The organism is Marinobacter sp. (assembly GCF_048269445.1).
Taxonomy (GTDB): domain Bacteria; phylum Pseudomonadota; class Gammaproteobacteria; order Pseudomonadales; family Oleiphilaceae; genus Marinobacter.
The window spans coordinates 175,751-196,807 of the sequence record NZ_JBLXIQ010000008.1 but is presented as its reverse complement, the minus strand read 5'-3'; the positions used below and the strand labels follow the sequence as shown (position 1 = coordinate 196,807).

The 21,057-nt window shown below is 55.5% G+C and carries 15 protein-coding genes; 9 read left to right on the top strand and 6 right to left on the bottom strand.

The window, feature by feature from the left end; all coding sequences use genetic code 11:
• The first annotated feature begins 256 nt into the window (after positions 1 to 256).
• From ACN0XM_RS16970 to ACN0XM_RS16960, 3 genes are all read left to right on the top strand, one after another.
• On the top strand, positions 257 to 1,186 hold the full coding sequence (locus ACN0XM_RS16970; protein WP_417568119.1) for an ABC transporter substrate-binding protein: 930 nt from the start codon (positions 257 to 259) through the stop codon (positions 1,184 to 1,186).
• 104 nt (positions 1,187 to 1,290) lie between these two features.
• Positions 1,291 to 2,343, top strand: coding sequence for a quaternary amine ABC transporter ATP-binding protein (locus tag ACN0XM_RS16965; protein ID WP_417568118.1), 1,053 nt, complete (start codon positions 1,291 to 1,293; stop codon positions 2,341 to 2,343).
• A 17-nt stretch (positions 2,344 to 2,360) separates the two neighbouring features.
• The gene (locus ACN0XM_RS16960) at positions 2,361 to 4,421 is read left to right on the top strand and encodes an ABC transporter permease (protein ID WP_417568117.1); all 2,061 of its coding nucleotides are present in this window, start codon (positions 2,361 to 2,363) and stop codon (positions 4,419 to 4,421) included.
• Between the two features lie 121 nt (positions 4,422 to 4,542).
• Here ACN0XM_RS16960 and ACN0XM_RS16955 read toward each other — a convergent pair whose 3' ends face one another.
• The gene (locus ACN0XM_RS16955) at positions 4,543 to 4,953 is read right to left on the bottom strand and encodes an ACT domain-containing protein (protein ID WP_417568116.1); all 411 of its coding nucleotides are present in this window, start codon (positions 4,951 to 4,953) and stop codon (positions 4,543 to 4,545) included.
• A 524-nt stretch (positions 4,954 to 5,477) separates the two neighbouring features.
• Between ACN0XM_RS16955 and ACN0XM_RS16950 the strand changes: the two genes are divergently transcribed.
• The 3 genes from ACN0XM_RS16950 (at position 5,478) to ACN0XM_RS16940 (ending at position 9,131) form a co-directional block, all read left to right on the top strand.
• On the top strand, positions 5,478 to 6,650 hold the full coding sequence (locus ACN0XM_RS16950) for a hypothetical protein (protein ID WP_417568115.1): 1,173 nt from the start codon (positions 5,478 to 5,480) through the stop codon (positions 6,648 to 6,650).
• Positions 6,651 to 6,738: 88 nt separating this feature from the next.
• Positions 6,739 to 8,427 (top strand): hypothetical protein, encoded by a 1,689-nt coding sequence (locus ACN0XM_RS16945; RefSeq protein ID WP_417568114.1) that lies wholly within the window; start codon positions 6,739 to 6,741, stop codon positions 8,425 to 8,427.
• A gap of 137 nt (positions 8,428 to 8,564) precedes the next feature.
• Positions 8,565 to 9,131 carry a hypothetical protein gene (locus tag ACN0XM_RS16940; RefSeq protein WP_417568113.1) on the top strand — a complete coding sequence of 189 codons (567 nt, stop codon included), beginning with the start codon at positions 8,565 to 8,567 and terminating at the stop codon, positions 9,129 to 9,131.
• A gap of 201 nt (positions 9,132 to 9,332) precedes the next feature.
• On the opposite strand, the gene ACN0XM_RS16935 is transcribed toward ACN0XM_RS16940, so the two are convergent.
• Entirely contained in the window at positions 9,333 to 10,676 is a 1,344-nt protein-coding gene (locus tag ACN0XM_RS16935) for a PQQ-dependent sugar dehydrogenase (protein WP_417568112.1), read from the bottom strand.
• 290 nt (positions 10,677 to 10,966) lie between these two features.
• Here ACN0XM_RS16935 and ACN0XM_RS16930 point away from each other — a divergent pair, with 290 nt between their 5' ends.
• On the top strand, positions 10,967 to 12,352 hold the full coding sequence (locus ACN0XM_RS16930; RefSeq protein WP_417568111.1) for an FAD-binding oxidoreductase: 1,386 nt from the start codon (positions 10,967 to 10,969) through the stop codon (positions 12,350 to 12,352).
• A 6-nt stretch (positions 12,353 to 12,358) separates the two neighbouring features.
• Here ACN0XM_RS16930 and ACN0XM_RS16925 read toward each other — a convergent pair whose 3' ends face one another.
• On the bottom strand, positions 12,359 to 13,813 hold the full coding sequence (locus tag ACN0XM_RS16925) for a TrkH family potassium uptake protein (protein WP_417568110.1): 1,455 nt from the start codon (positions 13,811 to 13,813) through the stop codon (positions 12,359 to 12,361).
• Between the two features lie 118 nt (positions 13,814 to 13,931).
• On the opposite strand from ACN0XM_RS16925, the gene ACN0XM_RS16920 reads away from it, so the two are divergent.
• Both ACN0XM_RS16920 and ACN0XM_RS16915 read left to right on the top strand, forming a co-directional pair.
• Positions 13,932 to 14,585, top strand: a complete 654-nt coding sequence (locus ACN0XM_RS16920) for a potassium channel family protein (protein ID WP_417568109.1) — start codon at positions 13,932 to 13,934, stop codon at positions 14,583 to 14,585.
• A gap of 20 nt (positions 14,586 to 14,605) precedes the next feature.
• Entirely contained in the window at positions 14,606 to 15,952 is a 1,347-nt protein-coding gene (locus ACN0XM_RS16915; protein ID WP_417568108.1) for a TrkH family potassium uptake protein, read from the top strand.
• Positions 15,953 to 16,043: 91 nt separating this feature from the next.
• Here the strand turns inward: ACN0XM_RS16915 and ACN0XM_RS16910 are convergent, their stop codons facing one another.
• The 3 genes from ACN0XM_RS16910 to groL form a co-directional block, all read right to left on the bottom strand.
• Positions 16,044 to 17,780: an isocitrate/isopropylmalate family dehydrogenase gene (locus tag ACN0XM_RS16910; RefSeq protein ID WP_417568107.1), complete on the bottom strand. Its 1,737-nt coding sequence runs from the start codon at positions 17,778 to 17,780 to the stop codon at positions 16,044 to 16,046.
• Positions 17,781 to 17,816: 36 nt separating this feature from the next.
• Positions 17,817 to 19,280, bottom strand: coding sequence for a malate:quinone oxidoreductase (locus tag ACN0XM_RS16905; RefSeq protein WP_417568106.1), 1,464 nt, complete (start codon positions 19,278 to 19,280; stop codon positions 17,817 to 17,819).
• A gap of 89 nt (positions 19,281 to 19,369) precedes the next feature.
• The gene (groL, locus tag ACN0XM_RS16900) at positions 19,370 to 21,025 is read right to left on the bottom strand and encodes a chaperonin GroEL (protein WP_417568105.1); all 1,656 of its coding nucleotides are present in this window, start codon (positions 21,023 to 21,025) and stop codon (positions 19,370 to 19,372) included.
• Between the last annotated feature and the right edge of the window lie 32 nt (positions 21,026 to 21,057).

The window sequence follows — 21,057 nt, the reverse complement described above, 5'->3', positions numbered from 1 at the left end:
TTTTCATATGCTTGAGCCATTCGAGCGCCACCCTCCGGCGTTTTCTCGAAATCTCGCGTTCAGCGGTGGTCCGCCCGCCCCCTGGCCTTCTGTTTCTCCCCACAGATGTTGCTTTCACCCTATCGCCCCATCGGTTAATCCGTGTGTGGTGCGTCTCATTGCGGAGCCCTACGGCGAGCTTGACTGTTACCGGTCAGAGCTGAGCCATGTCCGCCCTCAGAATAACTACCGATAGCGATACTATCCGGAGATATAAATGAAATTTTTAAACAAAATCGCCACCGTGGCCGCAGTGAGCTCACTGGCACTTGGCGCTGCCGTAGCCCAGGCAGACTCGAAAGAGCCCATTGTCATTGCCACCCATAACTGGACCAGCCAAATCACCATGGCGTACGTTATTGGGGGTATTTTTGAAAGCATTGGCGATAACGTTTCTTACGTGCCAGCTGATAGCCAGGCGGTTTACGAATCTGTTCGTAACGGTGACGTCACTATTGCGCACGAGGTCTGGCAGTCCACTTTTGGCAAGTCTTTCAACAACGCTCTGGACGCGGGCGGCATCATTGATGTGGGCAAGCACGCGTCTGCCACTCAGGAAGAGTGGTGGTATCCCGCGTACGTCGGCGAGCTGTGCCCTGGCCTGCCGTCCTGGGAAGCACTGAATGATTGTTCTGCGTTGTTTGCAACCGCAGGTAGTGGTGGCAAAGGTCGTTACCTTGACGGTCCCATGGACTGGCATGGCCAGGAAACCCTGGACCGCATCGAAGCCCTGGACATGAACTTTATCGCCAAATTTGCCGGCTCTTCCGGGGCACTTTGGGCTGAACTGGAATCGGCAGCGAAAGACAATCGTGCCGTCGTGGTATTCAACTGGTCACCCAACTTTACCGATGCCGGTGACGGTGGCAGCTTCGTTGAATTCCCGGCGTATACCGATGGCTGTAAGAAGTCAGATGGCGGTGATGGCAAGTGTGGATCTCCACCAGCAGGCTGGCTGAAGAAGGCGGCTTACTATCAAATGCCCAAGAAATGGCCAACAGCGTACAAGATCTTTAACAACATCTCCTTTACCAAAAACGATATCGGCAACATGGCTGCATTGGTTGACATCGATGGCATGAGCCACGAAGCAGCCGCCACCAAATGGCTGGCCGACAACGAAGCAAAATGGAAAAGCTGGCTGTAAGCCAAACCCTCTGACCTGAGTGCGCTGCATTCAGGTCAGGCCTCGTACTTCGTTATTCAACTCAAGAACATCGTTTTAGCCCGTCTTTTTATAGGAATTTAATTATGTCACCACCAGCTCAGCCGGTTATTAAGTGCGAGTCTGTCTATAAAATTTTTGGGGACAATGCTGAAAAAATTCTGGAACAATCAGGCGGAAAAGTAGAGACGGCACCATTACTTGATGCGGGATGTGTTATTGGTGTTAACAATGCTTCTTTTGAAGTGCACAAAGGTGAAATCCTCGTCATCATGGGCCTATCCGGCTCTGGAAAATCAACCCTTTTGCGCTGCATTGCACGTCTGATCGACACCACGGCCGGCAATATCTTTATTGATGGCGAAGACCTGCTTGCCATGAACGATAAAGAACTGATTGACATTCGTCGTAACAAAATGGGCATGGTATTCCAGAGTTTTGCCCTTCTGCCTCACAAAACCGTGTTGGAAAATATTGCCTTACCATTGCAAGTGAAAGGCATGAGCACCAGCGACAGCATGGACCGTGCGATGGAGATGGTAAACCTCGTGGAGCTCACCGGTCGCGAAAATGACTTCCCGCGCCAGCTCTCGGGCGGTCAGCAACAGCGTGTCGGGATTGCTCGCTCATTGGCGGTGGAACCTGACCTTTGGTTCCTCGATGAGCCATTCTCAGCGCTGGACCCTCTGATTCGCCGGGAGATGCAAGACGAGTTCTTACGTTTACAGAGCGTTTTAAATAAAACCATCTTGTTCGTTACCCACGACTTTGATGAAGCGATACGCCTGGCCGACCGCATCGCCATCATGAAAGAGGGCGTCATCGAACAAATTGATACGCCCGCCAACATCATACTCAACCCGGCCACGGATTACGTTGCCAGGTTTACCCGTGGCGTGCCGCGTGAGCGGGTGCTCTCGTGCCAATCCATCATGGGAACCTATGACGCCGCTGCAGAGATGAGTGACATCACTGTATCTGAAGACGCCATTATTGAAACCGTAGCGAAACCGGTGTTGACCGAGGAAAACCCGGTGGCAGTCATGGATGCCGATGGCGAGATTGTTGGCGTGTTAAACAGCAACATCATAATAGATGTCATGTTTGGTGAAGCTAACAGCAGGCCAGTCAATAACTAAGTCGTGAGCCGTACCCAATGCAATATTTTACCGAACATAAATGGACTCAGTTTGTCGTCTTGGTGACGGTGTTCTTTGCCCTTGTAATAGCCATCGATCCCGGCACGGGTGGCAACTTGTGGCGCCTGCAGGAGACCCGTTTTTGGCTTCTGCCTGACGCTGTTAACGACGGCCTCAAGTTCCTCATCAATGACTGGTGGGTCGTAGAGACTTACGATGCTGAGCTAGACCTCACCGAAGAATCGACCATGATCAAAGAGTTCACTCGCGCCCTGTCTGGCGGGATTCTCTTCAGCATTAACTTGATTCGTGAGCTGCTATTAGGTGGCGTTAAAACCGTTGTGGCCTTTACCAGCTGGGATTTTATCAGCAAAAACGAGTGGGCTCGTATCCCTGCCCTGCCGTGGCCAGCCGTGGCTACCGGTGCATTTTTATTAGGCCACTATCTCGGTGGCCGTAGCCTGTCTGTGTTAGCTGGCGTCAGCACTATTTACATTGCGGTATTTGGTCAGTGGACACCCGCTATGCAAACCTTATCCTTTGTTTTAGTGGCTGTGCCGTTATCGGTTATTCTGGGCCTGGCTTTAGGCATTATTGCCTATAAGAACAAAAGCTTCGAATCCATTCTGGCCCCGCTTTTAAACGTGGCCCAATCCATGCCGCACTTCTCCTACCTGATCCCGGTGGTGGTGTTCTTTGGCATCGGGGACCATGCGGGCGCTATTTCAACGGTTATTTTCGCCACCCCGCCAATGATTCGATTAACCATTCTTGGCCTTAAAAAAGTCTCTCCAGCTGTGTTGGAGGCTGGCATGATGAGTGGCTGTAACCCGCGCCAACTCATGTTCAGAGTGCTCCTCCCTTCCGCACGCCATGACATTTTAATCGGTGTTAACCAGGTCATCATGCAGTGTCTGGCAATGGCCGTTATTGCGTCTTTTATTGGCGCAAGGGGGTTGGGCTATGACTTGTTGGTGTCCTTGAACATGCTCAACATAGGCCAGGCTCTCGAACTCGGTGTCTCTATTGTATTGATTGCTGTGGTCTTGGATAAGTTATCGCTGGCCTGGGCGAACAGGCAAGTCGACTACTTCGCTGACTTACCATTCCATTTGCGCCACAAGTATTCGCTGGCGTTTGCAGGAATCCTGATCGTTTTCTCTGTTCTTGCCTATGTCGCGTCGATGGTTTTCCCGGAGAAGGCTAACTACCTCTACTTTATCGGTGAATCCCAGGGGATAAGTACCGAAAGGTTCTGGGACTTTATCGTTGACTGGATCATCACCAACACCTACGACAGCGTGCAAAGCTTCAACTTCTTCATGATCACGTCAATTTTGGTGCCCATGAAAGAGGCTTATTTATCGATGCCAGTCGCGGCAACCCTGTTCCTGGTTGGAGGCACGGGCTATATTGTTGGTGGCCTTCGCTCTGCCATTATTGTGACGGCCTTCATTGGCTTTATCGCTTTAACACCCTGGTGGGACCGAGCCCTCATCACGGCCTATATGACCACCTTTGCGGTGATCATCTCCGTTATGATTGGTTGCACTGTCGGCATCCTGTGCTCTCGAAGCCCCCGAGCAACCAAAGTCATATTGCTGGTTTGCGACACCTTCCAAACCTTCCCATCGTTCGTCTACTTGATTCCCGTCATCATGTTGTTCGGTGTAAGTGATTTATCCGTGCTTATTGCGGTGATCGTGTATGCCACGATCCCTGCTACCCGTTACACCGTAGAGGGGTTGAGTAACGTGCCTAAAACCCTGCAAGAAGCAGGCTCCATGTCAGGGGTTAATCGTATGCAGCGCTTATTAAAAATTGAACTGCCTTTGGCGTTCCCACACATCATGTTGGGCATTAACCAAACCGTCATTTTCTCTTTGTTTATGGTTATCATCGGCGCCTTTATCGGCACCGACGACTTAGGTCAGCTCATCATGCAATCTTTGTCTCAAGCCAACGGTATGGGCCAAGGCATTGTGCTCGGCTTATGCGTTGCCTTTATCGGCCTCACAGTAGACCATTTGATACATACCTGGGCTGAGCAGCGTAAAGAAGCGCTCGGGGCCGCTTAACCGGTCCATAACGATCGGTTTTGCGCGTCACAGTCTAAAGATCCGTCTTGTGAGCGCGCCGGGGTAAGTCCACGTTGGGTGGAATGAGGAACGCAAGCTGTTGATTCATTGTTGCCCGCTTTTAGCCACTGGGGTTGTTGGCCAGCTCCTTCAGTGCTTCCATGGCCTCATCGATACGATCGCTGGGGACAAACATGTGGTCGTGATAGAACCCTGCGATAACGTTGGTGGTAATGCCCCGCTCGGCAAGCAGGCTCGTTACCACAGATGTGAGCCCCAAGGCTTCAAGACTGGAGTGGCCTTCAAGGGTGATGCGACGAAAGACTCTGTAGTAATCCAGGCCCTCACCTTTGGCCTCCTCCAGAGGAATAACCAGAGTAAGGCCTTCCAGTTCGGCAATACTGACAATGGGCTTGAGGTGTTCAAGTTCGCCGTACCTTGCCTTGGGCACGGTGCAATAGACATAGGATGTCAAATCCAGTTTTGGCGAGAGCTGTTTGATCAAATCCTGGAGAAACTGTGTTCGCTTCATCTTGAACTACCCTTCAGCCGAATGTCGTGGTCATATTGGCAATTTATCACTTTCCGCAGTCGATCACGGCAAAATATCATTTTCCGCGCACGGATGCTGAAATACGTCAGCCCATAGCTTCACGCTCAACACACTTCCCCGATAATCCAAGAAACAGATGCCCTCTGCTTATAACTGGATCGCCTCGACACAGAATTTTTTTGCATACCCTCACCTTAGACCTATACTTAATTTTGTCATAGTAAGACGTCATGACACTTTTTGCCGTCAGTGGGCCTTTGGTCCAATGTCGAGTAACAGGGTTTTGATTGTGCATTCCGTGCACTCGGTGGAACAGGAGTTATGTTTCCGGCGGTCAATCTTCCCGCACACTTTGTCGTTAAGGCAGTGCTATGGCCAATTCCGCTTTACCCCGCTTTGGTTCTGGCCTGCTCGATTGATCCTGAATGGTAAGTAAAAGCTGGCGTCTTAAACCAGCATTGACAAGGCAGTATGAATAACTCCAATGGATAGGAGAACGCATCATGAAACCAAGATTTCCATTAACAACAATAGCGGCGCTGACGGCCACGCTCGTATACAGCGGCGGTAGCTATGCTGCAAAAGGCGGAGTACCCGGGCCCCCGGATGGCGGGGGTGGCGGTAAGCCGCCAACCACCGACGTATACGCCGACATGGTGATCATCGACCGTGACGTCAACGGTGTGCCCATCACCACCCTGGGGGTTGGTCCAGGGGATTCCCCCGCGCAGGTTCCCCAACCGATCATGCTTGGCCCGAAGGCGACAGCAGACATCTGTCCACTGTGGTACGAAGGCTCGGTTCCAATGATCCCCCCGCTGATTGCCGTCGAACCGCCTTCGGTGTATTCCGAGCTTGGAATCGAGGCCTACCGTATCCCCATGGTGGATGGCGAGATCCCGGAGCTGTATGCCGGATGCACCACCGAGGCGGATCTTGGGCGCCTGAGCGTGGTCCGATCCACGGACAGCGTGCTCGACAGTGCCTTGGCCGAGATGGTCACCACCTTGTCAGAGGTGGATGGTGAGGAGGGCGAGTCGATCACGCTGGATGCGGCTGGCCGGCTGGTGGCGAACTACCGGGTCGACGACGTGCTGATTGAGAAGATCATCGACGCCCCCGGCGAGAACCTCGCCGCCTTCCAGCGGATTCTGGAGGAGACCGTTCTGTACCATGCTGATGTCAACGGCGGCGTCCCGATCGAGCTGCCGGGGTCACCCTCGGACGCCCAGGGCCTGCTGGCTCGAACAGCCCCGCTGCTTGCGGCGGCGAGCGACAAGTTCAGCCATGTCGGCCTGGACGAGTTGATCTACGTCACCCAGATCCTGACCATCGGCACGGACATGAACTCCGATGCAACATCGCTCTTCGGCGCACCGTGGGGCGGCAATTACGTCAATTTCAGCGAATTCAGTTATGACCGGTCAACTACCTACGATGGTGACCTTTGTTTCTTGGAGGTAACCTCGATCGAACCAGGAGACGCGCTGCCGATCGACATTACAGGCCAGATTGTCAAGAGACCGATCATGGAGATGGTCTTCGATAACGTGGATTTCTCAGGGAACAACGCCTACGGCTATGCCAAAGCGGTGGACGACGCCCGAGCGATCATTTTATGGGCCCACGAGCATCCGGTGCAGGCGGAGCTGCTCTATCTCTGTGACCTTCCTTAACAAGTAATCAATGCCGGGCGGGACATAGGATCCGGTCCTCCCGCCCGAAATCAGCATCTCCTAAATGGATCCGGGAGGAATGCCGGCAATGAAACTCTATCGAATGAGAACGTTGGTTGCAGTGTTAGGTGCCGCAACCGTAATGGGCGCAGATGCCGCGCCAGCGGTCATCTCCGCCTGGCAGGTGGTGGTCAACAATGGCGACTTCATGCCGACCGATACCTGCGATCTGGCGTATACACCTACGCCGTCGTGCCGAATGTTCAACAGCTACAACCAGCCCTCGGTGAACGCGGATCAGTTGGTGGTAATCCGGGCCCGCAGCCGCGGCGGACAGGGTGGGCAGAACGTCCACGGCATCTACGCGCGAGACATGGCCGCCGGAACTCCGGTCGTCAAGATACTGGACCGCGATACCCAGGTGCCCCCACCGAACAATCTCGACACCACGTTCATCGAGCCACCGTCCTTCCCGCGCATTGATATCGGATCGGATACCATCGCCACTCGCGGCAACCACCAGCCGGTGTGGGAATACTTCCTTTACGATGGCACCGAGACCCGGGCGGGAACTTCCGGCATCTACACCACCCCTTTCGGGGCCCTGATCACCGGCGCCAGCAAGCTCGGGGTTGTCCCGGACTTTTCCTTCTTCGAGGTCCCTGAAGCCCCCGGCATCCCGTTCGACGTATTCCCCGGCGCTCCCGCGATAACCGATGGGGCCACCGTCGCATTCAAGGGCAACTATACGGTTAATGCTGTCGGCAAGACCGGCGTTTACTACCGCGACCTCGTGAATGCACCGATTCCCATGACACCCGCCGGCGGCACCAACCCCGTGGTGCTCATTGCCAACAACTCGGACACGGTCATTCCGGGCACCGACCCCCCGGTGATTTTCGGCTCCACTGCCCCGCCCAGTGCTGCAATTCGCGAGGCGGTGTTCGCCGGCTTCGACAACGAAGATAGCCCGACCCTGGGCGGGATCTATCTGGCCCCGCTGGACGGGACAACCAAGCCGCCGCTCACCACGCTCGTCCGCATTGGCGAGCAGGTTCCGGGGGAGCCAAGCCAGAACACTTTCAACCGGCTCGGCGAGGGCGTTTCTTTCGACAGCCGGTTCGTGGCCTTTTGGGGCGCGTGGGGGACGGAGATGAAGACTCTGATTCTGGAGTGCCCTATGGATGGCAACCGGGATCGAACGGCATTCTGTAACGAGCAATATCCGGACGGCTTTGAAGTTAAGGTGTCGGTGCATCAGGGCATCTTCGTCCATGACCTCAAGAACGGGACTACGCACGCGGTCGCTAAGTCACCGAGCGATTTCGACGACTTCGTGTACTGGAATTTCTCGGGCCGCGTCCCCGGTACAGGTGAGGGAGACGACGAGGACGGCGAACCGGCGCGCTGGCGTTCTGCGAACTTCGTGGCGGTCTCCGGCCTGGCCGACGGAAACCTGGAGGATGCAACCTTCCACGCCGCTTTCAAGGCCAGGTCAAGCGAGGTGGTCGATGGGGCCAGCGTCAACCCGGTGGACGGGATCTATCTTCGGCAAGGGCCCGGGATGTCCCGGATCGTGACCGTAGTCGAGAAAGGTATGGACGGGACGATCCTCGATTCTGAGGCTATCGTTGCAGAAACGGGCGCTGTCCTGCCGGTCACGGAGATGGGTATCGAGCGCGATGGATTCCGCGGCAACTCGCTAGTCATCAATGCGAGCATGGGCACCGAGGAGGCCGGTTGGGCCGGAATCTACCTGACGGAGGTACCGAAGTAAGGTTTGCCGGCGTAAGCCGGCTCTGAAACACACGTCGAGCGGTGCGATGTACAGCTGTCCCGATGCACCGTGACGTTGCTGGTGTGTATGAGTGAGAAAAAATACCTATGTCTACCCCTTCGGAAAAGGAAAGCGTTATGAAAAGGAAAGCCTTGTACAACCAATTGGGTGGTGCACTGGCCACCGCGACAATTTTGGCGGGCCTGGCTGTGCCGCTGGCCGCCACTGCAGAAAAACAGTCCGCGACGTCTGTTCAGCTTGCCCGGTCTGATAGCGGCCAGGCTGGCGGAGCCAGCGGCGGCAGCGACCACTCCGGCGCCCAGTCGGGGGGCGGGAGCAGTATGGCTGACCGTGACCGGTCAAAGGACCAGGACCGCACCATGGACCGGGATCAGGACCGCATGATGGATCGGGATCAGGACCGCATGATGGATCGGGACCAGTTGCAGGATCAGATGCGGAGTCATCTGCAGACCATGGACCAACTGCATGACCGAATCCAACAATCTCAGGACCCTGATAACCGCCAGGAACTACGAGCCCAGTATCGGTCGCAGATCCGGGAAAGCATGCAGCTTATGAACCAGAGCTCGCCCACGGGGGCGGGTGAGGAGGACGCGCGCATGCGTCAAATGGAACAGAATCAGGAGATGATGCAGCGGTTGATGCAGCACATGTGGCAGTATCAGGAGCTGCAACGCTAGAACTTCTCCAGCTCGGCTTGACGATCTGAGAGAGCTCGTCAACCACCGATAAGAACGGAATTTCTTGATCTGGTCTCGAATCGAACTCGGGGCACGGGCTCACACCCTGCCCCACGCATCAACCCTGCCCGGCTCTTACTTGAACCCTTCCTGGTAATCATCGGAATAGGTGCCTGCTTGCTGAGACCGCTCTTAAACCCATTATCTGTTTACAGAGGCTGTTACGCGCCATACCGAATTTCCAACATCATCAGCCACCAGCAGACCACCGCGACCATCCAGTGACACCCCCACAGGCCGCCCGCGGGCGTTGCCGTCCTCGTCCACGAAGTCCGACAGCACGACCGACATTGGGCCAGTCGGGCGACCGTCGGTGAACGGTACAAAGACAACTTCATAGCCATTCAACGGCCGTCGATTCCAGGAGCCATGCAGACCGACGAAAGCGCCCTCACCCAAGCCCAAGCCGGCCACGCTGCCGTTATTGAAAGCCAGGCCCAATGGCGCCACGTGGGCACCGAGGGCAAAATCAGGCGAGACTGCACGAGCCACCAACTCCGGTCGCTGGGGGCTCACGCGCTCATCGACATGCTGACCGAAGTAGCTGTAGGGCCAGCCGTAGAAAGTGTCCCGACGGACAGAGGTCAGGTAATCGGGCACCAGATCGCTGCCGAGTTCGTCACGTTCGTTAACAACCGCCCACAACGCACCCGTGTGCGGCTCCCAGTCCAGGCCCACCGGGTTACGCAGGCCTGAAGCGAATACCCGCGTAGTTCCGGTGGCAGCATCGATCTCAAGTATCGCGGCGCGCATGTGTTCCACCTGCATACCGTTCTCAGCAATGTTGCTGTTGGATCCGACGCCCACATACAGGTGGGTACCGTCGGCACTGGCGAGCAGGCTCTTGGTCCAATGGTGGTTCAGCTCATCGCCCTTGCCGGGTAGGTCAGTCACCTTGGTCGGAGCGGCGGTTATGGTCGTCTCGCCACTCTGATAAGGCACTTTCACTAATGCATTGGCGTTGGCCACGTAGAACGTGTCCCCGACCAACGCCATGCCGAACGGCGAATGCAGACCCTGGAGAAACACACTGCGGAAGTCGGCCTTGCCGTCGCCATCGGTATCCCGCAACAGGGTGATGCGGTTGGCGCTTGGCACCGCCGCGCCGGCCCGTTCCATGACCTGTTTCATCACCCATCCCTTGATGCCGCGGATTCCGCTTTTCCCCGGTGGCGCGTTGGTCTCGGCGACCAGCACGTCGCCATTTGGCAGAACGTAGAGCCAGCGCGGGTGGTCGAGGCCTTCGGCAAAAGCCGTCACTTTCATGTTCGCGGCGGGGGTCGGCATTTCGCCCTCTGCCCACCCGACCGCCGGCGCGATCTCAACGGTGGGAATCAGAGTGGGGTTGGGTGGCGGCAATTCCGGGTCAGGGCCTGTCCCGGCTTGCGCCGGCAACCGTGCATTCCCTCCGCAGGCAGACAAAAGGACGAGCAATGAAAGCAATGCCAAGGTTATCGACAACCGGAACCGTTCACCGCCGCACATCGATGACCTCCAGGATTTTAAGTGTTTCACAATCACTAGTGATTTTGCTCAATTTGCCCGCAGTCATCGCTCGGCCCAAGCGAAGATTGAGGGGCGATGTTTAACCAACCCCATCTGGATAAAGTATAGCAACAGGAGATTTCAGGGGTAGGAACTGATTCCCCCAATTTCTCTACCAAAACCAGATAACAGTTCTGCCATAGTCGCTAAAAAATCTAACAAGGCACTGGTGCATCGGCCATAGCGGCGCACAATAGAAATTACATGCCTAATGAAGCAAGGAGCAGGCTATGACTACTTCACAGCAAGGAACGATTGACACTTTCAAGGGGCGATTTGGCGGCTCTGTATTTCAGCCCGCAGATGCCGGGTATGACGAGGCCCGTAAGATCTGGAACGCAATGATTGATCGGAGGCCGGCGCTTATTGCCCAGTGCAAATCGGCGGATGATGTGGTGGCTGCCGTCAACTTTGCGCGTGATAAGTCCATGTTGGTATCGGTCAAGGGAGGCGGTCACAACATTGCGGGCAATGCCGTGTGTGATGATGGTCTGATGATTGATCTGTCGCAGATGAAAGAGGTGACAGTCGATGTCGAGAAACAGCGCGCCTTCGTAGGGCCCGGCTGCACCCTCGCAGACTTTGACGCGGCTGCCCAGAAACATGGCCTGGCAACGCCGCTGGGCATTAATTCCACGACGGGTGTTGCAGGCCTGACGCTGGGCGGCGGGTTTGGCTGGCTCAGCCGTAAGTATGGCATGACCGTGGATAACCTGATTTCCGCAGACGTGGTCACTGCCAATGGGCACCGGATTCGCGCCAGTGAGACAGAGCACCCGGACCTGTTCTGGGGCCTGCGGGGTGGCGGCGGCAATTTCGGCATTGTTACCCGGTTTGAGTTTCAGCTGCACCCGGTGGGGCCTGAGTTATTGAGCGGGCTGATGGTATTTCCGTTCGTCCAGGCCAGGTCAGTCCTGACGCAGTTTGCGCGTTTCACCGAAACCATGCCGGATGAACTCAATGTATGGATGGTGATCCGTCATGCACCACCACTGCCATTCCTGCCCGAGTCGGTTCATGGTGAGCCCATTATTGCTCTTGCCATTTGCTATGCCGGAGATCCGGAGGTCGGACAAAAACTCATTGAGCCCTTGCGTTCATTTGGCGAAGCGCACGGCGAGCATGTCGGGGTTCAGCCATACACGGACTGGCAGCAAGCATTTGATCCACTGTTGACAGAAGGTGCGCGGAATTACTGGAAGTCCCATAACTTTGTAAAGTTGACCGACGATGTGCTCAAGGTTTTGATTGAGTACGGGGGCAAGCTGCCGTCGCCTCACTGTGAAATTTTCATTGGCTCGATTGGCGGGCAGACAGGCCGGGTGGCGCCAGACGCCATGGCCTATTCCAGCCGCGACGCCAACTATGTGATGAATGTGCATGGGCGCTGGGAAAAGCCTGAGGAAGATGATCATTGCCGCCAATGGGCACGAGCGTTTTTTGAGGCGGCCAAGCCTTATGCCAGCGCCGGTGCTTACATCAACTTCCTGACTCAGGATGAGGCCGACCGGGTCGAATTCGCCTATGGGACGGCCTATAAGCGGTTGGTGGAGACTAAGCAGAAGTATGATCCAGAGAACCTGTTCCGGGTAAACCAGAATATTCGGCCTCGCTAACGGCTCTCAACTACGCCAGAACTGCGGCGAAAACATCACAAATACACTCAGGAGCTCCAGCCTCCCCAGTAGCATTGTGACCATCAACACCCATTTCGCCGCATCAGGCAACGGCTGGAAGTTTCCTGCGGGGCCGATGGTGTCACCCAATCCCGGCCCGACGTTTGCCAATGCGGTTGCTGCACCCGTCAGGCTTGTGGTCAGGTCAAGCCCCAGGGCCGACAGAATCGCCGAAACAACGGCAAGGGTCGCCAGAAAAATGAACGAAAACGCGACACTGGACGCAACAATTTCATCACTGATGATCCGTCCGTTATAGTGCCTCCCAATCACGGCGCTCGGGTGCAGCAGTCTGAGTACCTGCTCTCGCAACAACAACATGGAAAGCTGAAAACGGAAGATCTTCATGCCGCCACTGGTCGACCCCGAGCAACCACCCACAAACGTCAGGAAGAAGAACACCACAACCACGAAGGGCCCCCAGAGCGAGTAGTCCTGGGAGGCGTATCCGGTGGTGGTCACCACGGATGTCACGTTGAATAAGGCATGGACAAAAGCATCCAGAGGAAAGGCTCCATCCCTCATTACCCGATAAAAAGCGATCAACGTTGCAACCACCAGCAGGAACTTGACGAAAAAGTGAATCTGTTGATCTCTCAGAAGTGGCTGAGCCTGGCCATTCAGTAGCCTGACAAACAGGAAAAACGGGATTCCGCCGAGCATCATGAAGATGCTGGACGCAAACAGAATGGGAAGCTGATCAAACTGCCCCATTGAGCTGTCTGAGGTGGAATAGCCGCCGGTAGAGACTGTCGTCAGAGCATGATTGAGCGCGTTGAACACGTCCATGCCCAGCAGCCAATACACTGCAATGCAGCTGCCGGTTAATATCAGATAGCTGAAAACCAGACCGCGGGCCAGCCGGTTGGTGCGTGGCACGGCTTTCTCGGTCCACTCGGAAGATTCAGTGGCAAACAATCGCATACCACCTATTCTCAGAAACGGCAGGATTGCCACGGCCATGCCAATGATCCCGATGCCTCCCATCCACTGCATGATGGAGCGCCAAAGCAGAATGTCGCCCGGCAGATGGTCAAGGCCAGTCAGAACAGTGGAACCGGTGGTTGTAACTCCGGAAATACTCTCAAAAAAGGCATTGGTAACGCTGAGCTTCAAATCACTCAGCAATAGTGGCAAGCTGGAAAACAGCGGGATGACTACCCACGCGGAGACAGTCAGAATAAACATCTGGCGCTGCTTCAGGGCATGCCGCTTCCGACCGGCGCTCAGAAAACAGATAAAGCCAACGATGAAGCAGATACTGGCCGATTTCACGAACGCCAGCCAATCCGGCGTATTGCCGAACATCAACAGGTTTACCGGCAACGTCATCAGAAAGCTGAGCAGAATCAGCAGGAATCCAAGGATTTGAACAACCGGCAATATATTAAACAGCGCCATAATCAGGATCGCCCGGGCCTTTCACGAATCATTTTCGCCGACACCACTCCATCAGTCTATGCGAGGAGTTGCGGTTATACCCCCTTTTTACAGGGAAGCCAAGGAGACACCCACGCTCATGATCGAAAAACAGCAATTCATAGTCATTGGCCTGGGTGTTTTTGGGGCTACGATCGCTCGCGAGCTTACCCGCCTGGGGCATGAGGTTCTTGGCATTGACTCCGATGAGCAGCGAGTAGACCGGCTGGCGGATGAAATAACCCACGCCGTTATTGCCGATGTAACGGATGAAAACTCCCTCATTGAATTAAATGCGGGCAACTACGACGTCGCTGTAGTGGCGATCGGCAGGAACGTGGAAGCCACCATGCTGGCAACCCTCCAACTACGGGAACTGGGCCTGAAAAAAGTATGGGCCAAGGCCCTGACAAATCAGCACCACCGGATTCTGGAGCGGCTTGGAGCAACACGCATCATCGCACCGGAGTATGAGATGGGCGTGCGGATCTCGCAGGAATTGAATTACCCGATGGTGCATGACTATCTGAGTCTCGACGATGATTACTTCGTCGTCGATTTCCAAACCACGGAGGATCTTGTGGACAAGACCATCGGTGAACTTATTGATGATGCCCCGGTAAAAGCGCTGGTTGTTAAGCGGATGAAAGAAGCCCACCCCCATCCGGATCATACCTGGACGATCCGCAGTGGCGACCGGCTTGTTCTGGGTGGTCAGCTTGACGATCTGAGAGATCTCGTCAACCGCCTATGATAACGCGATTTCTGGATCTGGTGTCGCAGCGAAAATCGGGCACGGGCTCAAACCGTGAACAACGCATCAACCCTCCCCGGCTCCTGTTTGAATCGTTTTTGGCGCTCATCGGGATCGGTGCCTGCTTGCTGAAACTGCCGTTCGCCGCAGTTGAACCCGTCACCTGGATGGAGGCGGCGTTTACCGCTACGTCTGCAGTCACCGTTACCGGGCTTGTGGTTGTTGATACCGGCAGCCACTTCACGCTGTTTGGCCAACTGGTGATTTTGACCCTGATCCAGCTCGGCGGCCTGGGTTTGATGACGTTTGCGGTACTAACCGCCCTCGCCCTGGGCTTCAGGCTTCGCCTGCAACACCAGTTGGTCGCTCAAGAAGCGTTCAACGAAATCTCGCTCCAGACCGCCAGAAGAGCCGGCGGGTCCATTGCCCTCTTTGCACTGACGGCTGAAGCGATCGGTATCGTACTTCTGGGGATGTTTTTTGTGCCCGAACTGGGATGGTCAGAAGGGCTTTACCAGGCGCTGTTCTATACGATTTCCGCCTTCAACAATGCCGGCTTTGCGTTGTCACCGGACAGCCTCTCCGCCTATGCCACTCACCCGGGAATCAGCTTGTCAGTCACTGCCCTTTTCATTACCGGTGGTCTGGGCTATATCGTAATTATGGAACTCCTGGAAAAACGTTGCTGGAGACGGTTGTCGGTGTACGTAAAGGTGATCTTGCTGGCCACCCTGTGTCTTAACCTGATCGCCACTGTGGCCATTCTGTTTCTGGAGTTTGGCAACCCGGCAACCCTGGGCGCCCTGAATGGTTTCTGGGATAAAGTTCTGGCGGCCTGGTTTCAGGGGGTGACACCGCGAACGGCTGGCTTCAATACTCTCGACGTGGGCGCATTGACTGCCGGAACCAGCGTGTTGATGCTGCTTTTGATGTTTATTGGCGGCGCCCCCAACTCCACCGCCAGTGGCATCAAAATCTCGACTTTCGTTATCCTTCTTGCAGCGACCCGGTCTTTCCTCCGGGGCAATCTCAACGTCAGCTTTTTTCGCCGTTCCCTGAGCAGTGAAACTGTACTTAAGGCTCTGGCAACGGTGACCATCGGTATGGCAACGGTCTTCGTGGGGGTAGTGACGCTTAGCATCCTGGTCGAGGATGATTTCCTCGACATTGCGTTTGAAGTGGTCTCGGCATTCGGCACGGTTGGCCTGTCTCGCGGCACTACCGGTGAGCTTGGCACGGCTGGCCAGCTGGTAATCATGGCCGTGATGGTGATCGGTCGCCTTGGCCCCCTCACCCTCGGGTACACTCTCACTGTACGGCGCAAGTCCAATGTGCGCTATGCCAAGACCGAATTCCCTGTCGGCTAGACGTTCATGAGATCCAAAGCGCGGGAACCCAGTGAATGACGGTTCCAACGGCAAAACCGGGGTGAGACAGTCTGCCAGAAGCTCAACACTTTTATTGCAGTGCCCTCTCTACAGCGTCCAGAAAACCAGCCATATCTACGACCTGCTCCGAACCGGGGTCCATGGTTTTGCCCTTGAGATCCGCGGTAACAATGCCGCTGTCGACGGTTTCGGTCAGCGCAGACTTAAGGTTCACTGCGTATTCGGTCAGTGGCTCATTGCCCTCACGTTCGCCCAGCGTTTCCAGAGCGTTGGCGAGGGCAAAGATCAGGGCGGAGGGATTAAAGTGGGCATCGCGGCCGTCGCTCTCAAGGTATTTCAGATAGAGGTCATGGGCGGTGCCATGGGGCGCCTCGAACAGCATAGTGCCGTCTTTGCTCTCGATGATGGAGCTGGCAGTGGCCAGGCTGCCCCCGAGGGCAGCAGAAATGTCAGAGAAAATGTCGCCGTCCAGATTCTGGGAGGGATAGAGGGCGTTTCTCGGAGGATCGGTGATCATCTTCTTGAGTTGACTCGACGGCCGCATGATCATGAAGGACGGCGGAGGTGTGTGTTCTTGGGCCAGCTCCCTGCGCACTTCGGTGATAACGTCGCTGAAGACCTCGTCGTATTCCATGTACTCACGCTTGAGGCCAAAGTAGACCTCTTTGTCTTTGCGGGAGGCGTCGCGGAACACCTGGGCCACCCAGTCCTTGATGGCTTCACGGTCGTTGGACATGAGCAGGATGGGGTCGCCTTCCCTAACCCGGCGGGCATGTTTCTCATCGCCGTCAACGATCACCTTCAGAATCCCGTCTTCCTGGGCCGGCATGTTGAAGCTGCCGTACTGGTCGCCTCCCCCGGCGCTCATTCGGGAAATGGACACATGGGCGCCACGGCTGGGAATACCAAACTTCCGGAGTTGATTCACCAGTTTGAACAGTTTGCGGCCGGTGGTGTTGTCGGGCACGCCCCAGAGCGCTCGCTCCGGCGGATTTGAGACGATGCGCGCGGCTTGGGCGTCAATCAGCTCGTAGTAGTAGTTCAGCCCCAAGTCGTCGATCTTCTGGCGGTAATCGCTGTGGTAGATGTCTTCAATCACCGCTCGCATGGCACCGTCATAACCGGGGATAACGGTGTCCTTCAGGCCCAGGTAGATATCCCGTTTCTCGTCGATGGCGCGCTGGAAGAAACGGTGAGCCCAGGCTTTGACGTCGTCCATATCGTTGGTAGCCAATAGCCAGGGGTCGCCCTTGCTGATCTCGCGCCGGTGCAACTCCACCGGATCGCCGCTGCTGCCCACAAATATCAGTTTTACCACCCCTGTGGCCAGGGAGAGCTGGTTGAAACTGTCCTTGATACCACCAAGCTCCATAGTATCGACTTCGATATCTCGACCGATCCAGTCCGGCCGGCTGATCTTGAGGTTGCGAAACTGGATATCCTCGCGGGTAATGTTGCCGCTGATGCCCTTGCGGATGGCGCCATTAGGCGATTTGGTGGCGAGTGGGTGAAGGTTACCGGAGTCCACCTCGGGGTGCTTGCGGAGCAGTTCCTCCAATTGCTGGCGATTGACGGTCATGCCCGCGTTCTTGACACCCACGCCATAGCGCTGGAGGGCATCAATGGCATCGATGACTGCCTGGCCATTGGTCAGCAGGCGGTGTTCTGCGGACAGGTCTATTTCCTCAAGCTGGATGTCCAGGCGCGCGCTCACGAACCGCTTGAGAATCTGTTCGAAAGCCACCTGGGCCATCTCGTCGCCGTGGAGGATCACCAGAGGCGAGGTGACACTGATCCTGCTGTCCATGGGTCTCTCCCTGCAATATTGGCTGTCTGCGCCGGTTTATTGCGCTGCGGACCGGGTTATCCTCAGCCGCGTATTGACTGCATCACGAATCTCCCGGTAACGCTCAGGATCTTTGGCCAAGATGTCCAGATTATCCTCGGGAAAGATCTCCTTCTTCTTTTTCTCCGCTTTTTCATTCGAGAAAATCGCTGGCAAGAGCTGCTCCAGGCATCGCAGCATCACCTCGGGCGACACGGATGCCCCCGGCGAGGCCCCCAATAGAGTCCCGTAGGTTTTGTCCCTCGATACGAGGATCTCCGTGCCCATTTGCAAGTCACCGTCTTTGATGATTTGGACCCGCTGACCTGCCTCAACCGGTTTCCAGTTGAATTTTTTGCTCATACCCGGCGCAAAACTGTCCAATTCCTCGAACATGCTCTTTTCGCCCTTGAAGGTTTCTGACACAAGATATTTCACCAGTGGAAAATGCTCCAGAGCCACATTCAGTAGTCCCGGAATATCGTGCAGCCGCATCGACCGAAGATAATCCAAAAATCCACGACCTCTCTCAAGGACCGGTTTGAAAGAGGCGAATGGACCAAACATCAAGTAGTACTGACCATCCGCTACACGTAAATCCAGATGAGGCACCGACATGGGAGGAGCGCCAACCTTCGCTTTACCATAGGTTTTTGCCCTGTATTGATCGGCCTGTTCGGCGCTGACGGGTGCCTGCAGGAAGCGACCACCCACTGGAAAACCAGTGAAGCGTCTCGCAAAAGGCAAGTGGCTCTTTTTCAGGATCGGGAATGCTCCGCCACCAGCGCCCACAAACAGTACGTCCGCCTTGTACTGCTTTGCCTCACCCTTGCTTTCCGTTTCGACAAGCCAGCTTCCGCCCGGGCTACGGTGCACACGCTTAACATGGGTGCCGTATTGAATGTTAACGCCAAGATCGTTGACGGCGTACTTGGCCATCTGTTCCGTGAGCGCGCCGAAATTTACGTCTGTGCCTGTTTCAATAACGGTCGCCGCCATTTTTTCATGACGGGGGCGCTCTTCCATGACGAAAGGAATCCAGCTCTTTATTTCATCGAAATCTTCCGAGTAACGCATTTGCTCGAAGAAATGATGGGCGGACATCTCCTTGAACCGCAACCGGAGCTCATCGATCGCCGGTTCGGAAACAATGGTGCAGTGTTTGGTCTGGTTGATAAACGATTCGGGGTCTTTGATGGCGCCCTTTTCGACCAAATAAGCCCAGAACTGCTTGGCAACGTTGAACTGGGCATGGATCTTCAAGGCCTTTTCGACCGAAATGACTTCTTCATCCACCGGGGTGTAGTTCAGTTCGCAGTTCGCTTCGTGCCCGGTACCGGCATTATTGAATACCCATGAGTTCCCTGCCCCCGGACCGTCCAGTCTTTCCAGAACAGTGATGTCCAGCTCGGGGGCCAGCTCTTTCGCCAGGGTGGCAAAAGTGGTTCCCATAATCCCCGCGCCGATGATAATTACATTCATAGGTCTTCTCACCAGTGTTGGTTAGTCTGAAATCAGTCAGCATAGTATTCTGGCACGAAAGTACCATGGTTCTGGCATACCTAGAAAACTTACCTCAGACCCTGCCAGGCTGACTGGTCATCATCCAATTCTGACCTTTGGGTCGTGGCTGACGCCTTCTCCGATTCCTCGAGTTCGACCATGGTGGCTTCACTGAGCAACAGTGTGCCTGCAACAGAGACAGCATTTTCCAAGGCAACACGCACAACTTTGGTGGGATCGATAATGCCTGCCGACATCAGGTCCACATAAGCCTTTTGCGCCGCATCGAAACCAACATTCCCTTTGCTCTCCAGCATTCTGGCAACCACAACACCACCATCCACGGCGGAGTTACGGGCGATCTGCCGAGCCGGTATCTCCAGCGCCTGACGAAGAATCTGCAGGCCGGTGCGCTCATCGCCTGTCACCTTTTTCTCTTCCTTCAAAAGTCTCCCTGTGCATCGCAGCAGGGCGAGGCCACCTCCTGGCAGAATTCCCTCAGCCACCGCCGCCTTGGTGGCATTGATGGCGTCGTCGAGAGCATCTTTCCGTGCCCGCATTTCGGCTTCGGCCGGCGCACCAACCCGAATAACCGCTACACCTCCGCTCAGTCTGGCCAGTCGTTCACGGAGTTTCTCACGGTCGTAATCCGAACTTGTCTGATCGACCTGAGCGCGCAGCTGCTTTACCCGCGCCGCAATCTGCTCGGGCTGACCACGTCCGCCAATCAGGGTGGTCGTGTCCTTGTCGATTACAACACGCGCCGCCTCACCGAGCTGTTCAAGTTGCACCTCCGTTAATGCCGTGCCGGTTTCTTCAGCGATCACGGTACCTCCACACAGGATGGCGATGTCCTCCATCATAGCCTTCCGCCTGTCACCAAAACCGGGTGACTTGACGGCGGCACAACGTAAAATACCCCGCAACTGATTAACCACCAGTGTCGCCAGCGCCTCCCCTTCGACCGATTCGGCAACCACCAGCAAGGGCCGGCCCGTCTTGGCCACTTGTTCCAACAGCGGGACCATGTCCTGGATGCTGCGGATTTTCTGATCGCAAAGCAGGATAAAACAGTCCTCCAGAACCGCTTCCATGGATTCTGGCTGAGTCACGAAATACGGCGAAATGTACCCACGGTCGAACTGCATACCCTCGACTACGTCCAGCTCGGTCTCAGTGCTTTTCGATTCTTCCACCGTTATGACGCCCTCTTCGCCCACCCGCTTCATAGCCTCAGCAACCAGAGCCCCAATCTGGGGATCGTTATGAGCCGAGATGGTGGCAACCTGCTCCTTTTCGAGGTCAGTGGACACCGGTCTCGACAAGTCATGAAGGGCATCGACGACAACGCCCAGCGCCCGGTCAAGGCCTCGTTTGACATCGATCGCGCTGGCGCCCGCGGTTACATTACGCACCCCCTCGGCGTATATGGCATAGGCCAGCAAGGTTGACGTACTGGTGCCATCACCGACCACCTCTCCGGTTTTTGCTGCAGCCTGGCGTAGCATCTGTACGCCCAGATTTTCGGCCGGGTCCTCCAACTGCATTTCCTTGGCGATGGTAACGCCGTCGTTGCAGACTAGAGGATTTCCCCATTTACGCTGGATCAGGACAGATTTGGACTTGGGGCCGAGGGTAATACCAACAGCGTCGGCTAACTGGCTTACGCCGTTAAGGATCTTTTCTCTGGCAGCAGATCGGAATAACAGTTTTTTGTAAGACATGGGTAAAACCTCCGTGTTTTTAGTTAGCATTT

Excerpts from the sequence above, each read along its gene's own strand:
- ACN0XM_RS16970 (WP_417568119.1), top strand. The coding sequence starts at position 257 with ATGAAATTTTTAAACAAAATCGCCACCGTGGCCGCAGTGAGCTCACTG.
- ACN0XM_RS16965 (WP_417568118.1), top strand. The coding sequence starts at position 1,291 with ATGTCACCACCAGCTCAGCCGGTTATTAAGTGCGAGTCTGTCTATAAA.
- ACN0XM_RS16960 (WP_417568117.1), top strand. The coding sequence starts at position 2,361 with ATGCAATATTTTACCGAACATAAATGGACTCAGTTTGTCGTCTTGGTG.
- ACN0XM_RS16955 (WP_417568116.1), bottom strand. The coding sequence starts at position 4,953 with ATGAAGCGAACACAGTTTCTCCAGGATTTGATCAAACAGCTCTCGCCA.
- ACN0XM_RS16950 (WP_417568115.1), top strand. The coding sequence starts at position 5,478 with ATGAAACCAAGATTTCCATTAACAACAATAGCGGCGCTGACGGCCACG.
- ACN0XM_RS16945 (WP_417568114.1), top strand. The coding sequence starts at position 6,739 with ATGAAACTCTATCGAATGAGAACGTTGGTTGCAGTGTTAGGTGCCGCA.
- ACN0XM_RS16940 (WP_417568113.1), top strand. The coding sequence starts at position 8,565 with ATGAAAAGGAAAGCCTTGTACAACCAATTGGGTGGTGCACTGGCCACC.
- ACN0XM_RS16935 (WP_417568112.1), bottom strand. The coding sequence starts at position 10,676 with ATGTGCGGCGGTGAACGGTTCCGGTTGTCGATAACCTTGGCATTGCTT.
- ACN0XM_RS16930 (WP_417568111.1), top strand. The coding sequence starts at position 10,967 with ATGACTACTTCACAGCAAGGAACGATTGACACTTTCAAGGGGCGATTT.
- ACN0XM_RS16925 (WP_417568110.1), bottom strand. The coding sequence starts at position 13,813 with ATGGCGCTGTTTAATATATTGCCGGTTGTTCAAATCCTTGGATTCCTG.
- ACN0XM_RS16920 (WP_417568109.1), top strand. The coding sequence starts at position 13,932 with ATGATCGAAAAACAGCAATTCATAGTCATTGGCCTGGGTGTTTTTGGG.
- ACN0XM_RS16910 (WP_417568107.1), bottom strand. The coding sequence starts at position 17,780 with ATGGACAGCAGGATCAGTGTCACCTCGCCTCTGGTGATCCTCCACGGC.
- ACN0XM_RS16905 (WP_417568106.1), bottom strand. The coding sequence starts at position 19,280 with ATGAATGTAATTATCATCGGCGCGGGGATTATGGGAACCACTTTTGCC.
- groL (WP_417568105.1), bottom strand. The coding sequence starts at position 21,025 with ATGTCTTACAAAAAACTGTTATTCCGATCTGCTGCCAGAGAAAAGATC.